Annotated in this window: 15 protein-coding genes; 7 read left to right on the forward strand and 8 right to left on the reverse strand. The window is 33.7% G+C overall.

All coding sequences use genetic code 11. The features are described 5' to 3' along the window. Nucleotides 1-18: 18 nt before the first annotated feature. Entirely contained in the window at nt 19-456 is a 438-nt protein-coding gene (locus tag ACSVH2_RS01065; RefSeq protein WP_438091308.1) for a retropepsin-like aspartic protease, read from the forward strand. Here ACSVH2_RS01065 and ACSVH2_RS01070 read toward each other — a convergent pair. The 4 genes from ACSVH2_RS01070 to ACSVH2_RS01085 all read right to left on the reverse strand — a co-directional run bounded on the left by ACSVH2_RS01070 (nt 431) and on the right by ACSVH2_RS01085 (nt 6,815). Continuing rightward, nucleotides 431-1,666 carry a TCR/Tet family MFS transporter gene (locus tag ACSVH2_RS01070; protein ID WP_438091309.1) on the reverse strand — a complete coding sequence of 412 codons (1,236 nt, stop codon included), beginning with the start codon at nt 1,664-1,666 and terminating at the stop codon, nt 431-433. The genes ACSVH2_RS01065 and ACSVH2_RS01070 overlap by 26 nt on opposite strands. 130 nt (nt 1,667-1,796) lie before the next feature. Further along, the gene (locus ACSVH2_RS01075) at nt 1,797-2,555 is read right to left on the reverse strand and encodes a hypothetical protein (RefSeq protein ID WP_438091310.1); all 759 of its coding nucleotides are present in this window, start codon (nt 2,553-2,555) and stop codon (nt 1,797-1,799) included. 238 nt (nt 2,556-2,793) lie between these two features. Continuing rightward, nucleotides 2,794-4,014 (reverse strand): 2-oxoglutarate dehydrogenase complex dihydrolipoyllysine-residue succinyltransferase, encoded by a 1,221-nt coding sequence (gene odhB / locus ACSVH2_RS01080; RefSeq protein WP_438091311.1) that lies wholly within the window; start codon nt 4,012-4,014, stop codon nt 2,794-2,796. Nucleotides 4,015-4,043: 29 nt separating this feature from the next. Next, on the reverse strand, nt 4,044-6,815 hold the full coding sequence (locus ACSVH2_RS01085) for a 2-oxoglutarate dehydrogenase E1 component (RefSeq protein ID WP_438091312.1): 2,772 nt from the start codon (nt 6,813-6,815) through the stop codon (nt 4,044-4,046). Between the two features lie 116 nt (nt 6,816-6,931). Here ACSVH2_RS01085 and ACSVH2_RS01090 point away from each other — a divergent pair, with 116 nt between their 5' ends. Both ACSVH2_RS01090 and ACSVH2_RS01095 read left to right on the forward strand, forming a co-directional pair. Next, the gene (locus ACSVH2_RS01090) at nt 6,932-7,477 is read left to right on the forward strand and encodes a hypothetical protein (RefSeq protein WP_438091313.1); all 546 of its coding nucleotides are present in this window, start codon (nt 6,932-6,934) and stop codon (nt 7,475-7,477) included. A 3-nt stretch (nt 7,478-7,480) separates the two neighbouring features. Continuing rightward, nucleotides 7,481-7,843, forward strand: coding sequence for a hypothetical protein (locus ACSVH2_RS01095; RefSeq protein ID WP_438091314.1), 363 nt, complete (start codon nt 7,481-7,483; stop codon nt 7,841-7,843). On the opposite strand, the gene ACSVH2_RS01100 is transcribed toward ACSVH2_RS01095, so the two are convergent. Further along, nucleotides 7,840-8,190, reverse strand: a complete 351-nt coding sequence (locus tag ACSVH2_RS01100; protein ID WP_438091315.1) for a hypothetical protein — start codon at nt 8,188-8,190, stop codon at nt 7,840-7,842. The genes ACSVH2_RS01095 and ACSVH2_RS01100 overlap by 4 nt on opposite strands. A 112-nt stretch (nt 8,191-8,302) precedes the next feature. After that, the gene (locus tag ACSVH2_RS01105; RefSeq protein WP_438091316.1) at nt 8,303-9,277 is read right to left on the reverse strand and encodes a polyprenyl synthetase family protein; all 975 of its coding nucleotides are present in this window, start codon (nt 9,275-9,277) and stop codon (nt 8,303-8,305) included. A 136-nt stretch (nt 9,278-9,413) separates the two neighbouring features. Here ACSVH2_RS01105 and ACSVH2_RS01110 point away from each other — a divergent pair, with 136 nt between their 5' ends. From ACSVH2_RS01110 to ACSVH2_RS01125, 4 genes are all read left to right on the forward strand, one after another. Beyond that, nucleotides 9,414-10,016: a TetR/AcrR family transcriptional regulator gene (locus tag ACSVH2_RS01110; RefSeq protein WP_438091317.1), complete on the forward strand. Its 603-nt coding sequence runs from the start codon at nt 9,414-9,416 to the stop codon at nt 10,014-10,016. Between the two features lie 11 nt (nt 10,017-10,027). After that, on the forward strand, nt 10,028-11,368 hold the full coding sequence (locus tag ACSVH2_RS01115; protein WP_438091318.1) for a TolC family protein: 1,341 nt from the start codon (nt 10,028-10,030) through the stop codon (nt 11,366-11,368). 84 nt (nt 11,369-11,452) lie between these two features. Continuing rightward, a complete protein-coding gene (locus ACSVH2_RS01120; RefSeq protein ID WP_438091319.1) occupies nt 11,453-12,595 on the forward strand; it encodes an efflux RND transporter periplasmic adaptor subunit in 1,143 nt (380 codons plus the stop codon). A 94-nt stretch (nt 12,596-12,689) separates the two neighbouring features. After that, nucleotides 12,690-16,148 (forward strand): efflux RND transporter permease subunit, encoded by a 3,459-nt coding sequence (locus tag ACSVH2_RS01125; RefSeq protein WP_438091320.1) that lies wholly within the window; start codon nt 12,690-12,692, stop codon nt 16,146-16,148. A gap of 103 nt (nt 16,149-16,251) precedes the next feature. Here the strand turns inward: ACSVH2_RS01125 and gldD are convergent, their stop codons facing one another. Both gldD and ACSVH2_RS01135 read right to left on the reverse strand, forming a co-directional pair. Further along, nucleotides 16,252-16,818 carry a gliding motility lipoprotein GldD gene (gene gldD / locus ACSVH2_RS01130; RefSeq protein ID WP_438091321.1) on the reverse strand — a complete coding sequence of 189 codons (567 nt, stop codon included), beginning with the start codon at nt 16,816-16,818 and terminating at the stop codon, nt 16,252-16,254. 6 nt (nt 16,819-16,824) lie between these two features. Next, nucleotides 16,825-18,120 carry a gliding motility-associated protein GldE gene (locus ACSVH2_RS01135; RefSeq protein WP_438091322.1) on the reverse strand — a complete coding sequence of 432 codons (1,296 nt, stop codon included), beginning with the start codon at nt 18,118-18,120 and terminating at the stop codon, nt 16,825-16,827. Nucleotides 18,121-18,143 lie beyond the last annotated feature (23 nt).

The following is an 18,143-nucleotide window of genomic DNA, read 5'->3' on the forward strand; positions in this document are numbered from 1 at the left end:
ATACTTTGTGCTACAACTATGAAAAATCTACATGATATTCTCAAAAAATCCAATTACAAAAAACTAAAATTTAAAGTTTCAAAAACGCAACATTTGCTCATTAAAGCAAGTATCAATGGTATTACTGGAAATTTTATTCTTGATACTGGTGCTTCCAATAGTTGTGTAGGTTTTGAAAGTGTTGACTACTTTAATTTGATTGCAGGAAAGTCAAAAACCAAAGCTTCTGGTGCTGGCGCTACAGGAATGGCAACCCAATTAGCGAAAAACAACTCGTTGAAAATTGGTCGTTGGAAAACTGCTGATTTTCATTTGATTATTTTTGATATGACACATGTCAACGAAGCGCTACAACAATACAAAGCCAAACCTGTTCATGGTATTATTGGCGCCGATATTTTATTGGAAGGGAAAGCGATTATTGATTATTTTAATCACTGTTTGTATTTGAAATAAAGTGCTTTTTCAACGAAAAATAAGCCAAAACAGTACTCAATAACATCAAAAAACTTCCCAAAATAAATGGTGCTCCAGGTAACTGAAATGGTGCTTCTTTGTGAGTGAAAAAATAAAAAGTATTGGTCATCATAACAGGTCCAACTATAGCTGAAGCACTCATCAAACTGGCTAAGGTTCCTTGAATTTCTCCTTGTTCATTTGCTGGAACTTTTGAGGAAACAGTAGCTTGCAATGCTGGCCCAGCAATTCCTCCAAGACAATAGGGAATTAAAAACACAAACATCATCCAACTCTCCGTAGCAAAAGCAAAAAGTAACATTCCTACTGTATAGAGAGACAACCCAATGTAAATACTCTTTTCATTCCCCAATCTTGGACTTGTCCATCGAATTAATCCACCTTGTACTATCCCAACTAAAAGACCAACGACACCAAGTGAAATTCCCACCATTTTTTCATCCCAATGGAAACGATACATCGTATAAAAACTCCAATTACTATGTACGGCATGTGAACCTACATACAACAGAAAAATGGCAATGATTAATCCGATTAATGAAGGGTATTTTTTCAAATTAATTAAAGCCGAAATAGGATTGGCCCGTTTCCATTCAAAAGCACGACGGTTTTCTTTGGATAACGATTCAGGTAAAATAAAATAGCCATACAAAAAATTGAGCATACATAAAATGGCAGCTGCATAAAAAGGAACTCGCGAACCATATTGCCCTAACAATCCACCTATAACTGGTCCAATGATAAATCCTAAACCAAAAGCCGCACCAATCATTCCAAAGTTTTTGGCTCTGTTTTCAGGAGTACTCACATCGGCAATATAGGCTGAAGCTGTAGTTATACTGGCACCTGTAATTCCTGCTATAATTCTTCCCACGAAAAGCCAAACAATCGTTGGAGAAAAAGCCAATAATAAATAATCCAAGGCAAAAGCAAAAAGGGAAATCAAAATGATAGGTCGTCTTCCAAATTTATCACTTAAATTTCCAATCAATGGCGCACAAACAAACTGGGTTATAGCATACGCAAAAGTTATCCAACCACCATACTTTGCTGCATCACTGATATCTCCATGAATTAATTCAGCAATTAATTTTGGTATTACCGGAATAATAATTCCCCAACCGGTAATATCAATAAGCATGGTGATAAAAATAAATCCTATTGCTGCTTGTTTTTTGTTTTGCTTCATAGCTTAAAAATGAAAGACAAATAAACGAAAAATCCCGCTTAGAAAACCAATTATGACATTAGGAACCATGATAATAACTAAGCATATAAGTATTCCTTTTTTTAAAAAGTTTTTTTTACTTTTTTTATAGTTATAATGGTTTAATTACCCAACCTCCAAATGCCCATATTAAACCAACATAGAAGACATTTTTGAGGTTTGTATCCTTACTTTCATAGAAAATCATTCCAGCATCTAATGAAAAATTTCCATTACCCAAAAAACCAGCATCAATGGTGTAATTATAAAACATATAATCGAGACCGATATGGCAGTATTTACTAGCTAAGATAATATCTTTATAATAACGGAATGTATCCGAAGTACTGCACCATAAAGATCCGCCAGCATATAGATTTATCATAGAAGGTATTTTATTGAATTTACCTTCTCTCCCTGGCTTTGTTTTTTTAGATATATAAATAGGATAATAGGTATAAAGAGGAAAATATGAATTAATTCCTATGTCATTTTGAATATTAAAAAATTCACCTATTTTAGTTCCGAATCCTAATCCATTTAGACTATTAAAACCTATTTCGAAACTTCCAACAGAAGTTTTTGTATATCCACCATATAAAATTTTGTTATTCATTGAGTCCAATTTCATCGAAGAACCTCCATAACCTAACTCAAATAAAGAAAACTTGTACCAACTTTTATAATTTAAAGATTTTTGTTGGATGCTATCAATTTCAACATGTGAGTTGTTATTATAAAAAACAGCATCAATAGAAGTATTAGAAATACCATTATCAGCCAATAAAAGCCTTGTATTGATTTCATAATTTATTTGAGCAGATAAAATTACTGAACAATAGAGTAAAATTGTAGTGAAAAATGCTCTCATTGTAATGGTTTTTATTACTACTTCTTATAGAATATTCCTTTTAACCTTTTAAATTTAAATAGCACAAAATGAAAAAAAAATTTTGATTTGATTGAAATTAGGCTTGAAAACTTCTATTAAAAAGGACTTAATAAATGTACGTAATTTTATTATATTTTAAAAAGCATCTTTAATAAAAGCTTTAAAAAGCAAGAGGCTATCTTTTCAGATAGCCTCTTAAAAATATATTTTTTGAAGGTTATAATTCCAAAGCTTTCTTTGCATTTCCTCCCATTAATATTTCTACTGGGTTTTCCAAAGCTTCTTTTACTGCAACAAGGAAACCAACCGACTCACGACCATCAATAATTCTATGATCATAGGAAAGTGCTACAAACATTACTGGCGCAATCACGATTTGTCCGTTTTTCACAATAGCTCTATCTACTACATTGTGCATACCTAAAATTCCTGATTGTGGCGGATTGATAATTGGTGTAGATAACATACTTCCGAAAACACCTCCATTAGAAATAGTAAACGTTCCACCTGTCATTTCGTCTACGGTGATTTGTCCATCACGAGCACGAATAGCTAGTCTTTTGATTTCGGCTTCAACACCACGGAAAGATAATGTTTCCGCACTTCTCATTACAGGAACCATTAATCCTTTTGGTCCAGAAACGGCTACTGAAATATCACAAAAATCAAAAGAAATTTTTTCTTGACCGTCAATCATAGAGTTCACATCTGGATATAATTGCAATGCTCTTGTTACTGCTTTTGTAAAAAATGACATAAATCCTAAGCCTAAACCATGTTTAACTTTGAAAACTTCTTTATATTCTTCTCTCAAAGCATAAATTGCCGTCATGTCAACTTCGTTGAACGTAGTTAACATCGCTGTTTCGTTTTTTGCAGACACTAATCTTTCGGCTACTTTACGACGCAACATGGATAATTTTGTTCTTTCAGAACCACGAGTTCCACCTGTTGGTGTTCCCATTGATGGCACAGCGTTTACTGCATCATCTTTAGTTATTCTTCCACCTTTTCCTGTTCCCACGATATCAGTAGGTTGGATGTTTTTTTCGTCTAATATTTTTCTAGCAGCTGGTGATGGCGCTTGTGTTGCATACGTTGTAGCGGTAACTGGCGCTGCTTTTGGTGCTTCTACTTTCTTCTCTTCCGCTTTTGGCGCTTCTGCTTTTGCTTCAGTAACTGGAGTTCCGCTTGGTTTTGCTCCATCAGTATCAATCAAACATACAACAGCGCCAACAGCAACGGCATCGCCTTCTGATGCTTTTAGTGTAATAATTCCGCTGGCTTCAGCTGGCAATTCCAACGTGGCTTTATCAGAGTCAACCTCAGCAATCGCTTGGTCTTTTTCTACATAATCGCCGTCTTTTACTAACCAAGTGGCAATTTCTACTTCCTTTATCGATTCTCCCGGTGATGGGACTTTCATTTCTAAAATCATCGTTTGTAATTTTATAGTGTTGTTTATTATTATCTAAATAAATTTTTATCAAAAACCATTCTAATGGCATCAGCATGTCTTCTTCTATCTCTTGTATGGCTTCCTGCTGCTGGAGCTGCATACGCTTTAAGCGAAGCTAATCGCCATGGCACTAAGTTGAAATTCATCAACATATAACTGTATGCTCCCATGTTTTTTGGTTCTTCCTGTGCCCAAACGAAATCATCAGCGTTTGGATAACTAGCAATCACGGCCTTCAATTGTTCCACTGGTAATGGAAATAATTGCTCAATGCGAACCAAAGCTACATCATTTCTCTCCAAATTTTGTCTTTCGGCTAGAATATCATAATAGAATTTTCCGGTACAGAAAACAACCGTATTAACTTTTTTCTTGTCGATAGATGTATCATCTATTACTTCTTGGAAACTGCCTTTATACAATTCTTCTCGAGTAGAAACACACAACGGGTGGCGTAACAAGCTTTTTGGTGTAAACACAACCAACGGTTTGCGATACTTAGTTTTCATTTGACGACGTAACAAGTGAAAGAAATTCGCTGGCGTGGTACAATCGGCAATAAACATATTGTGACGAGCACAAAGTTGTAAATATCGTTCCATGCGTGCCGAAGAATGTTCTGCGCCTTGACCTTCATAACCGTGAGGTAACAACATCACAATTCCATTTTGATTGTTCCATTTGTCTTCTCCACACGAAATGTACTGGTCAATCATGATTTGTGCACCATTTGAGAAGTCACCAAACTGCGCTTCCCAAATTGTTAATGCATTTGGATTAGCTAAAGCATAACCATAATCAAATCCTAAAACACCATATTCTGAAAGCAGAGAATTGAAAATATTGAACTTCCCTTTTTTATCTTTTAGTGTATTCAAAAGAATTACTTCCTCTTCACTGTCTTCTACTTTTACTACGGCATGTCGGTGCGAAAATGTTCCTCTTTCTACGTCTTGTCCTGAAACACGAACATCATAACCTTCTGTCAACAACGAGCCATAAGCAAGTGTTTCTGCTGTTCCCCAATCAACGACATCATTGTCATACATGGTTTTTCTATCGGTTACAATTTTAGAAATTTTACTAATAAACTTTTTATCTGTTGGTAAAGTGGAAACGGCTTCTAAAATAGCATCGAGTTTCTTTTTATCGAAAGTAGTATCTACTTTTTTCAACATTTCATCCTCAGAAACCTGAACAAATCCTTGCCATTCATCTTGTAAAAAAGGCTTAATTATCGTTAAATCTTTTTTACGTGAAGCTTGAAGATTTTCATCTAATTTTTCTTTGTAATCGTTTTCTAATTTGTTAACATAAGTAGCATCAATAATACCAGATATCATTAACTTTTCGGCATAAATATCTCTCGGATTTTTATGACGAGCAATTATTTTATATAAAACGGGTTGTGTAAAACGTGGTTCATCTCCTTCGTTATGACCATATTTTCTGTACCCTAATAAATCGATAAACACATCGCGTCCAAACTGCATTCTGAAATCTAATGCAAAAAGCATCGCGTGAACTACAGCTTCCGCATCGTCTGAATTGACATGAAGTACAGGCGACAAAGTCACTTTGGCCACATCAGTACAATACGTTGAGGAACGCGCATCTAGATAATTGGTGGTAAAACCAACTTGGTTATTGATAACAATATGAATAGTTCCACCCGTTTTATACCCATCGAGTTGCGCCATTTGCACAATTTCATAAACAATTCCTTGTCCGGCAACAGCCGCATCACCATGAACGGCAATAGGCAATACTTTAGAAAAATCGTCTGGGAAATATTTGTCTTGTTTGGCACGAGTAATTCCTTCAATAACGGCACCAACCGTTTCCAAATGCGATGGATTTGGTGCTAAATTAATGTTGATTTTTTTACCCGATTTTGTTTTTCTTTCAGAAGTTAAACCTAAATGGTATTTCACATCGCCGTCAAAATATTCTTTATCGTAATCTTTTCCGTCAAATTCGGAGAAAATATCTTGTGTAGATTTGCCAAAAATATTGGCTAATATATTCAGCCTTCCTCTGTGTGCCATTCCCATAACGAAATGTTCTACACCTTTCTCGGCAGCAGTTTCAATCAAAGCATCAAGCGCTGGAATGATACTTTCACCACCTTCAAGAGAAAAACGTTTTTGACCAACATATTTGGTATGCAAAAAGTTTTCAAAAGAAACCGCTTCGTTTAATTTTCCTAAGATATGTTTCTTTTGGTCGTTATCGAAGTTCGGAAGATTATCATTGATATTTAATTTCTCTTGAATCCACTGAATAATTTCAGGGTTTCGCATGTACATATATTCTATTCCAATGTGTTGGCAATACACATTTTTCAGATGATTGAGTATTTCTTTAAGCGTAGCTGGCTTGTGTCCTAATATTTTGGCAGCATCAAAAACGGTGTCCAAATCGGCAGTGGTCAATCCGAAGTTTTCAATATCCAAAGTTGGAGCATACGATCTTCGGTCGCGAACAGGATTAGTTTCGGTAAAAAGATGTCCACGTGTTCTATAGGCATCAATTAATTTCAAAACGTTGAACTCTTTTTGTAATTTATCTGAAACTTGTCCGTTTTGAGGAACATTCGCAGCATAATTGGCTAATTCCAATACAGCGTTTTCTTCATTATAAGTGGTCATACCAAAATCAAATCCTTGAAAAAAGGCTCTCCAACTTGGTTCTACACTATCAGGATTTTGAAGGTATTGTTCGTATAAATCGGCGAAAAATTCGGTATGTGCTGCATTTAAAAAGGAAAACCTGTCCATAGCTGTATGAGTAAATGATCTTTGTATTATAAAATTAAGTGCAAAAGTATGATATTTGTAATTATCTATCAATGTTTTTAATACATTTATAACGCTAATTAAATATATATATTTCTATGAGAAAGATTACTTTCAAAACTTTAACAAAGGTTTTTTTAGTACTTGTTTTTAGTACAACTCCGTCCTTAGTTTTATCACAAGTTAACCCTTCACCAAAACCTAAAAGTGATTTTTGGAATCATGTGCAATTTGGAGGTGGTTTTGGTTTAGCACTTGGAAGTGATTATACCAACATTACTGTTGCGCCTAGTGCTGTATATAACTTCAACGAGAAATTTGCTTTTGGAACAGCTTTACAATACAGTTATATAGATCAAGAAAACTTCTATAAATCTAATGTTTTTGGAGGAAGTTTAATTGGATTATTCAACCCGCTTCCACAAATACAGCTTTCTTTAGAGCTTGAAGAAGTTAATGTTAGTAATACCTATCAAGATTTTGGTGAAGATTATAAAGATAATTTTTGGTACACCGGATTGTATGTTGGAGCAGGATATCGCACTAATAATGTGACTATAGGTTTCCGATATAATTTGCTCTTTGATCAAGATATTGATTTGTATGGACAAGCATTTATGCCTTTTGTTAGAGCTTATTTTTAATCTATGAAAAAATTATTTTATTTGGTTTTTTTGCTGATTGGTTTTACAACAACTGCGCAGAATAATACTGCCACACATCTTTTTTTATCGACGAAAAATAATGCAAGTTTCAAATCTGCTTTGGGAAACCTAAATATTTTTCAAAATAAGGCGTTTTTAAACCCCAATTATTTGAGTATTTACAATCAAAACACAACCTTTAATGATAATTATTTTATTTTGGGAAATCAATATTATATGAGTAATACTAAAACATTGAATTATTTTAATGGTCAAAAAGTTGACTCGTTTAATCCAAGTGGTTCATCTGATTTTAAAAGTGCTTTAGGAATTGGAGCGTTAAACTTTTTAATCCAAAAACTCTAATATTTATTGCGAAACCAAACCTTCATCCATTCCCTTTTTAAAATCAAAAAAGCAACTTGTTCTGATAGTTCTACCAAATCAGAACCATCTAGTTGTTTCACAGTTTCCTCTGGAACATCAATAATGTAAAGCAGGTTTAAATATTCAGCAAATTTATATTGAATTAAGCGATAGATTTTTTCGTGAAGTTGCACTTTCAGTTCGTGTGGCGAAGTACTTTGTGGAAAATCTATAGGTTCGTTGGCAAAATTAAAATCCTTATTGAGTTGTTCAATGAGTTTGGAATACAAGTTTTCTTTCTCCGCTTCGGAAAGTAAAAGGTCAGTATTTATTGGCGCTATAAACAAGTTGATTTAAGATTTAAGATTAACGATTTTTGATTTTTGATGTGAAATTATGTAGTTGGTTTTGATTTTATACCCTTCTGAAAACATCATTTCTCAATCTTCTATCAACAATCTAAACGTTTCTATTCATTAAATTCTCTCCAAAAGCTTTCAGAATCTCTTTTTTATCGTCACCTATTTGCATTTTTTCCAACTTTGCGAATGCTTTTGAAGTAAATTCTGCAATAGCCGTTTGTGTTGCTTTTGAAGCTCCAGTTTGATTAAAGATTTCTTTTACCGAAGCTATTTTATCTCTATTGTCGTTCGGTTGAATGGAAAACAGATGGAGTAATTGTTCTTTTTTGTCGGCAGATGCAAATTCTAGTGCTTTGAGGTATAAATAGGTTTTCTTGTTTTCTATAATATCACCGCCAACTTGTTTCCCAAAGGTTTCTGGATTTCCAAAAGCATCTAAATAATCGTCCTGTAATTGAAATGCCAAACCAAGATTTAAACCAAAATCATAAATTAAATTGGCATGTTCTTCGGAAGTTTCAGCAACAATTGCACCCATTTTCATGGCTGCACCAACTAAAACTGCCGTTTTATATTCAATCATTTTCAAATATTCTGCAATGGTAACATCATCACGCGTTTCAAAATCGACATCATATTGTTGTCCTTCACAAACTTCTAAAGCCGTTTTACTAAATAATTTAGCTAATTCACGAAAAACTTTTGGTTCATAATTCTCAAAAAACTGATACGCCAAAATAAGCATGGCATCACCCGAAAGAATTCCGGTGTTGATGTTCCACTTTTCATGCACCGTTTCATTTCCTCTTCGCAGTGGCGCATCATCCATAATATCATCGTGTATCAAAGAAAAATTATGAAAAACCTCAACGGCAGTGGCAGCTGACAACGCTTTTTTGCAATCAGCATCGAAAACCTCCGTTGCCATTAAAGTCAAAACTGGACGCAATCTTTTTCCGCCCAATGACAATATATATTGGATTGGTTCATACAAATTCTTTGGTTCTTTATCAAAAGATAAGGCTTTGAAATGTGCTGAAACTAATTCTTGATAATGAGATATTGTGTGCATAAAAAAATTTTTGCTAAAGTAATTCAATTAGTAGTTTTTTACATATGAAGAGAATGTTAAAAAAATGTAAAAACTTTGGAAACTATTTTTGTGTTAAAAGTTTCCAAGGTATCTTTGCACCAGATTTATAATGACAATGGAAAATAAAATCATAGAGAAAGCAACAGAAATGTACCTAACACTGGGTTTCAAAAGTGTTACCATGGATGATATTGCTTCGGAAATGGGAATTTCTAAAAAGACAATTTACCATCATTTTGAAAATAAAAATGATTTGGTAGAAGCTGTAACCTTGCATTTATTCGAAACTATTTCGTGTGGAATTGATGATATAATGACTTTGGATAAAAATCCCATAGAAGAACTTTATATTATCAAAGATTTTGTGATGAAAAACTTAAAAAACGAAAGCACATCACCTATCTATCAACTGCAGAAATATTATCCACAAATTCACAAAACATTAATGACACGCCAATTTGAAAAAATGGATGATTGTGTCATTGATAATTTAAAGAAAGGAATTGAACAAGGATTATTCAGAAATGACATTAATCTAGAATTAATTGGTCGTTTTTATTTTGCTGGCATGACGAGTATTAAAGATGCTGAACTTTTTAATCCCATCCAATTTAGCACAAAAGACGTACAGGAAACTTATCTAGAGTATCATTTACGAGGTATTGCTACTGAAAAAGGAGTGGCAATTTTAGAACAAATAATTAAAAAAAATAATTAATAATCATGGATATGAAAAACAAAATAGCACTAACCTTTCTATTGATTGTAAGCGTTTTACAAGCACAGGAAAAACCGCAAAGCTATTCATTTAGTTTACAACAAGCTATTGATCACGCTTTAAAAAACAATTACGCTGCCATAAACGCAGGAAGAGATATCGAAGCCTCAAAAGAAAAAAAATGGGAAACAACTGCAATGGGTTTGCCTCAAATTAATGCTGGTGTCAACTATCAAAATAATTTTGTTTTACAAAAATCAGTTATTCCCGCAGAATTTTTTGGTGGAACACCAGGAGAATATGCCACAGTGGCTTTTGGGACAAAACACAATATGGTGGCAAGTGCAACTTTGAGCCAATTGATATTTGATGGTTCTTATATTGTTGCACTACAAGCCTCTAAAACGTATTTGAAATACTATCAAAATGCCAAATTAAATACCGATAGCGAAATCAAGGAAATGGTAATTAATTCCTACGGAAACGTTTTGTTGGCGGAAGAAAGCATTGCTATTCTTGAAAAAAACAAGGCAACATTAGAAAAAACATTGTTTGATACAAGGGAAACTTTCAAAAACGGATTAATAGAAGAAGAAAATGTAGAGCAACTTCAAATCACACTTACCTCTATAAACAGTACTTTGAATTATAACAAAAGATTGTTGGAACTAGCATATAAAATGTTGAAAATAAACCTAGGAATAAATATTGATGCCGAATTAAAATTGACAGATAAACTAGACAATCTTTCTACCTCAAATTTAGACTTAGCATTTTCTAAAAATGAATTTGTTCCTGCTGAAAACATCAATTATCAAATGGCTCTTAACTTTCAAGAACAAAGACAACTTGAATATAAACTAGAAAGAAGTAAAGCACTACCAACTTTATCAGCTAATTTTAATTATGGCTATAATGCGTTTAGAGATGAGTTTTCTTTTTTTGAAAACAATCAAAATTGGTTTAATTATTCCAATATGGGAATTGGTTTAAATATTCCAATATTTAGCAGTTTGGCAAGAAGTTCTAGAACACAACAAGCAAAAATAGCTTTGGACCAAGCTAAAACACAACTAACAGAAACAGAACAAAAATTGAAATTGCAATACGAAAAAGCAAAAAGCGAGTATGAATATAGCATAGAACAGTATGCCACATCAAAAAACAACTTGAGCTTGGCGGAACGAATAGAAAACAAACAACAAATAAAATTTAGAGAAGGACTTTCTTCAAGTTTTGATTTTACAGAAGCCCAACAACAATTATATTCAAAACAACAAGCCTATCTTCAATCCATGGTTGATATTATCAACAAAAAAGCAGCGTTAGAAAAAATAGTAAATAAAAACTAATCCATCATCAAAATGAAATCGAAAAATCACTACACGAATGCCAGCGAACTGGTGAAACAATTCCAAAAAAACAATATAAAAGTCATGAGTAAAAAAATAATAGTAATCGCCATTTTATCTCTGTCAATCCTTTCTTGTGCAAACAAAGAAAATTCAAATAATATTGACCAATTAATAAGTTCCAAGAATGTAAAAGCTTTACAAGAAAGAAAAGCAATACTTCAAGCTGACATTACCAAAATTGAAGAAGCGCTAGCCACATTGGACGTAAAAAAAGAAGAAGCTTTGGTGGATGTTGCCACTGTAAAAGACACTTTGTTTAATCACTATCTAGAAATCCAAGGAAGTGTTGATACTAAAGAAAATATATTAGTACAACCAGAATACAGTGGACTTTTAACTTCATTGACTGTTACTGCAGGACAACGGGTTACAAAAGGACAAATTTTAGGAAGAGTGGACGATGCAGGAATGAGTCAACAATTAGCCAATGCCGAAAATCAATATGCTTTAGCAAAAACAACTTACGAAAGACAAAAAAATCTTTGGGACAAAAAAATTGGTTCCGAAATACAATATTTACAAGCACAAACACAAATGGTTTCTGCACAAAAAGGCGTAGCTCAAATCAAAGCGCAACTGGCAAAAACCGTAATTCGCGCACCTTTTTCGGGAACTATTGATGAGGTTTTTGTTGAAAAAGGACAAGTCGTTGGCCCAAGTGCACAAGGATTAATGCGTATTGTAAATCTTGGAAATATGTTTGTCTCAACTTCTGTCCCTGAAACTTATATTGGAAAACTAAAAGTAGGCACCGAAGTAGATGTTTTTTTAACATCGCTAGGAAAAACATATGTTGGTAAAGTAAGACAAGTGGGTAATTTTATCAATCCAAATAATAGAAGTTTTGGCATAGAAGTAAGTATTCCAAATCCTGATAATATGTTGCGCCCAAATCAAGTGGCTAAACTAAAAATAATTGATTACACCAATAAAACCGCTATTGTAGTGCCAACAAATATCGTGCAAGAAGATGGCGAAGGAAATAAATTTATTTACACTGTTGAAGGAAGCAATGGCAAAACAGGTACTGCAAAAAAAGTAGTAGTTGAAGTTGGAAAATCATCTGATAATGTTACTGAAATTTTGAGCGGATTAACCGAAAATGATATTATTGTAACCGAAGGTGTGAACAATATTTCAGAAGGAATGAAACTAAACTTTTAAAAATAGTTTAAGATTGTTTAAGGTTTAAGATTGTTTAAAAAAGACAGTCGTACTAAACCTTTAAACTAAATTAAACAACTTTAAACTAAAAAATATGTCACACAAAAATAAAGAATTTGGAATATCAAGTTGGGCAATTGAAAACCGAGTAACGGTTTACATTTTCACTTTGCTCATTGTAGTTACTGGTTTGACTGCTTATGTAACCATGCCACGTGAGGATTTCCCAGAAATCATTGAAAACAAAGTATATATCTCTTCTATTTTTCCAGGAAATTCTGCAGAAGATGTGGAGAAATTAATCATCAAACCACTCGAAAAAGAAATCAAAAACATTAGTGGTGTTGAAAAAGTAACGGCAAGTTCATTCCAAGATTATGGAATGATTATCGCCGAGTTTAGTGATAAAGTTTCAATAGAAGATGCCAAAACCAAAATCAAAGATAAGGTTGATATTGTAAAAGCCGACACCGATTGGCCAAATTTGGATAACGGTAGTAAAGTGGAACCGAGTGTTTTTGAGTTAAACATTTCAGAAGAAGTGCCTATTTTAAATATCAATTTAAAAGGTAATTACACGACACAACAGCTGAAAAAGTATGGCGAGAAATTACAAGACGATATTGAAGAAATTCCCGAAGTAAAGAAAGTGGATATTCTTGGCGTTGACGACAAAGAAGTGGAAATTGCGGTTGATATGTTCAAAATGACTGCGGCACAAGTATCCTTTGACGATATTCAAAATGCGGTTAAGTATGAAAACATGACACTTTCGGGCGGAAATTTAATTTCACAAGGTTCTAGAAACAATATTAGAATTATCGGAGAAATTAAAGACCCAAAAGAGTTAGAAAATATTGTTGTGAAACACAATGGCGGAACCGTTTATCTAAAAGATGTAGCTGTAGTTTCATTCAAAGAAAAAGAAAAAACTACGTATGCTCGTGAAAAAGGCAAAGAAGTGGTGATGCTTAACGTGAAAAAACGTTCGGGTCAAAACATGATTTCGGCAATTGAACAAGTCAAAGAAAAACTCGAATTGGCTCATCAAGATTATTTGCCAAAAGATTTAACCGTTGAATTGACCAACGACCAATCTTCTCGTGTAGAACACCAAGTGGATGAATTATCAAATCACATCATTTTTGGAATTGTGTTAGTAATGATTGTATTGATGTTTACCATGGGATTAAGAAACTCCTTATTCGTTGGAGCAGCCATTCCTCTTTCGATGATGATTGCCTTTACAATTTTAGCGGCTTTCGGGTTGACATTAAACACGATGGTGCTATTCGGATTGGTAATGGGATTGGGTTTATTAGTTGACGACGGAATTGTGGTAGTTGATAACGTTTTTGCCAATATGAAAAAAGGAATGCCAAGAGTCCAAGCTTCAAAAGTAGGTATTGGCGAAATTGCTTGGCCAGTAATTTCATCAACAGCAACAACTTTGATGGCGTTCTTGCCATTTGCACTTTGGCCAGGAACAATGGGTAAATTCATGATTTATTTCCCAATAACACTGACCGTAACTTTGACAGCGTCACTATTTGTAGCGATGGTTGTAAATGCCGCTATGACTGGTGGTTCGATGGATATTGAAGATAAAAATGTTACTAATAAATCTGCTAAACAGTATACTATTATTTTGGGAGTTATTGGTATTCTGTTCGTGATTATTGGAAATGTAAACGACTCCAAATTTGCTAGAGGAATTGGGCACTTTGCTTTAATTTCACTAGGATTGATGTGGTTTTACAAATGGAAAATGTATCAATGGACGCAAGATTTCCAACACAGTTTCTTTCCAAGATTAGAAGAAAAATACAAAGGTTTTTTGAACAAACTATTATCTGGAAGAAACTCTTGGATTGCGCTTGGCGGAATAATAGCAATGCTGTTTTTATCCATTTTCTTATTGGGTCTTTTCCCAAGAAAAGTATTGTTCTTCCCCGAAAATATTCCCAAACAAGTTATTACTTATATAGAATATCCTCAAGGAACCGATATTGAGAAAACAAATAAAGCCACATTATTCGTTGAAAAACAAGTCATCGGAATTATGAAAAAATACATTGATCCTAAAACGGATGAAAACTATTTGGCTGAAAGTATCATTTCCCAAGTGGGTGTTGGTGCAGGGAATCCAAATGTGGATGCTGGTTCGGCCAATGAAACTCCTTTTAAAGGAAAAGTAACAGTAAATTTCTCCGAATTTAAATTTAGAAAAGGAGTCAATACTTCTGATGTTTTAGATGAAATTAGAGCTCGAGTAAAAGGAATTGCCGGAGCAACAGTAACGGTCGAAAAAGACGCCAATGGTCCACCAGCGGGTTATCCTGTAAGTATTCAATTGACTGGTGCTGCTGGTGCTGATTATGATGTAATGCTAAAAGAAGCAGACAAAATGATTGCTTTTATCGACTCTAAAAAAATTCCTGGTATCGAAAAATTAAATGTAGATGTCAATAAAGAAAGCCCAGAATTGGAAGTGAAAGTGGATCGAGTAAATGCAGGAAGTTTGGGTGTTTCAACAGGACAATTGGGTTATAACTTACGTCGTTCTGTTTATGGTCAAGAAATATCTACTTTTAAAGAAGGTGACGACGATTACAATATTGTTGTTCGTATGCAAGAAGACCAACGTAAAAATGAAAATGTTCTTTTCAATCAAGCGTTAACTTTCAGAAATCAGACGAATGGTCAAATGATGCAAGTGCCTATTTCGGCAGTTTCATCAACGGAGAAAAGTAAAACGTATAACCAAATTAAAAGAAAGAACTACAAACGAATAATGACAATTTATTCCAATGTATTGACTGGTTATAACGGTGACGAAATTACCAAACAAATAGGAACAGAATTAAAATCGTATCAGTTGCCAAAAGGAATTTCCTATTCTTTCTCGGGTGTTCAAGAAGAGCAAGGAAAAAACCAAAGTTTCTTGATGTATGCTTTGTTCCTTGCCATGGCTGGAATTACCATTATTATTGTATTGCAGTTTAACTCGGTTTCAAAAACAATTGTGATTTTGTTTACGGTTTTACTAAGTTTCAGTGGTGTGTTTTATGGCTACGTCATTGCTAATATGGATTTTGTAATCTTAATGACGATGATGGGAATTATTTCCTTAGCCGGAATTGTGGTGAAAAACGGAATTGTATTAATGGATTTCTTCGTCTTACTTTTGGATAAAAAAGTAGCCGAAAAAGATGTTGAAAGTCATGATGATTTGACACTACTTGAAATAAAAGAAGTAATTATCGAAAGTGGAAAATCACGTTTACGACCAGTATTGTTAACCGCTTTAACAGCAGTTTTGGGATTAATTCCACTAGCTATCGGATTGAACTTTGACTTCTTTGGATTAATAACCGATTTAAATCCACACTTATATATGGGTGGTGATAACGTAATATTCTGGTCGCCTTTAGCTTGGACTATTATATTTGGTCTGACTTATGCCACCGTACTGACTTTGGTTATGGTTCCAGTGATGTTTTACTTAGTCAAAAGAACTAAGTATTGGTTACGAGATAAAAGAGCTCTGTAATCTCTATTTTTATAAAAATGCCCCAAAGAGTATTTCACTTTTTGGGGCATTTTTCATTAGTATCTATTTTATACCGGAAAATTTTAGCTCAATTTGAATAGTTTTATTTCCACTTTAAAGTTTCCATTAACCGTTGCATGTCATTTTTCACATAACTTTCGGCTGGTAAAATGGAATCAAAATTGGGCTTTGCATAAAAATATACCGAACCCGTTACAAAATGTTTGATGCTATCTGTGGCATAAAACAATGAGTTTGTAGCCGCGTTTCCCGTAACATTATACAACATTCCATACACTTTTTTATCAGGGTTTATAAAGGGTTGTTCCATAATTTCATCCGCTTTTTGGGTATGCAGTTTGTACGTCAAATTTTGTGCATCTCTCAATAAAGAACTGATGTCGTTGTTTACTGTTTTATACGTGAGATAAATAGTCGCTTTCATTTTAGGATAATGAATTGAAAAACCACAGTTTTTATCTTCTTTTATCACGGCATCTTCATTCATTTCAAATTCAAACGGACAATGATTACTGAAATACGCATAACGTGCTTCGGGATAATCCAATCGCAGTTGGCTTGCTGGTTTTGGCAAAACATCATCTTTACAACTAACCACAAATAACAGTAGCAGAAGAATAGACAAAACACCAATTATTTTTTTTACCATTATTTATTATTCTAAAGTTACTTTGAGTTGTTTTATTCTTTTTTTATCCACCGATTCGATGGTGAAATATACATTTGAAAAATGAATTTTTTGTCCTTTTTTGGGAAAGTTACCTAAAATTTCCAAAATAAATCCAGCCAAAGTTTCGGCTTCTCCCTTTCGATTTTCAAAAGCTTCTTCGTCAACATCTACAATTCGGTAGAAATCTTTTAAATTTATTTTGCCTTCAAACAAAAAGTTTCTATCGTCAATTTGAGAATAATTCAAATTTTCATCATCAAACTCGTCTGAAATATCACCAACAATTTCTTCGATTACATCTTCAAGTGAAACCAAACCAGATGTTCCTCCATATTCATCAACTACAATCGCCAAATGACTTTTTAACCTTTGGAAATCTTTTAATAAGTCATCCAACTTTTTATTTTCGGGAACGAAAAACGGCTCACGCATTAATTTATTCCAGTCAAACTCCTTTTTGTGAATGTGAGGAATTAAATCTTTGACGAATAAAACGCCTTCGATATGATCGATACTTTCCCTGTAAACAGGAATTCTAGAATATCCTTTGTCAATAATTTTAGCATAAATTTCGGCAAAAGTTTCTTCTATTTCTATTGCAAAAATATCAATCCTAGGACTCATCACTTGCTTAGTATCTGTGTTTCCAAATGACACAATGCCTTCCAGAATTTTCTGTTCATCTGATGAAGTATCATCTGATGAAGTAAGCTCTAATGCTTGTGATAACTGGTCAACAGAGATATTTGATTTTTGTTTTGCTAATTTTTCGTGTAAAAAAACAGTCACAGCTCGCATTGGCAAACTGATAGGCGAAAGTAACTTATCAAGAATGGCAAGTGGATTGGCAATAAATTTTGCGAATTTTATATTATTTCTACTAGCATACACTTTGGGTAATACTTCACCAAACAATAAAATAAGAAACGTTATCAGGATAACTTCCACCACAAATTTTAGTAATGGTGATGCAATGGCTTCGAAAATGGTGTTTCCAACAAATGAAAAAATAATGACAACCCCAATATGACTGAAATTATTGGCAACTAATATTGTGGCTAATAATTTTTTTGGACGTGAGAGTAAATCGGATATTAAATTGGCTTTTGAAGAGTCTTCCGCATATAATACTTTTAAATCTTTTTGAGTAAGTGAAAAAAGAGCGATTTCTGCGGCAGAAACCATAGCAGAACAAAACAACAGAAAAATAATTCCTATACTTCCAAAAAGCAAGTGTGTATCAATGTTAGCAAATAAATTTAAACTGGGCTCAGAGTCCAATGCGGAAAGGGTTAGTTAAACAA

Origin of the sequence: Flavobacterium sp. RSB2_4_14 (genome assembly GCF_051547085.1) — a bacterium.
GTDB lineage: Bacteria > Bacteroidota > Bacteroidia > Flavobacteriales > Flavobacteriaceae > Flavobacterium.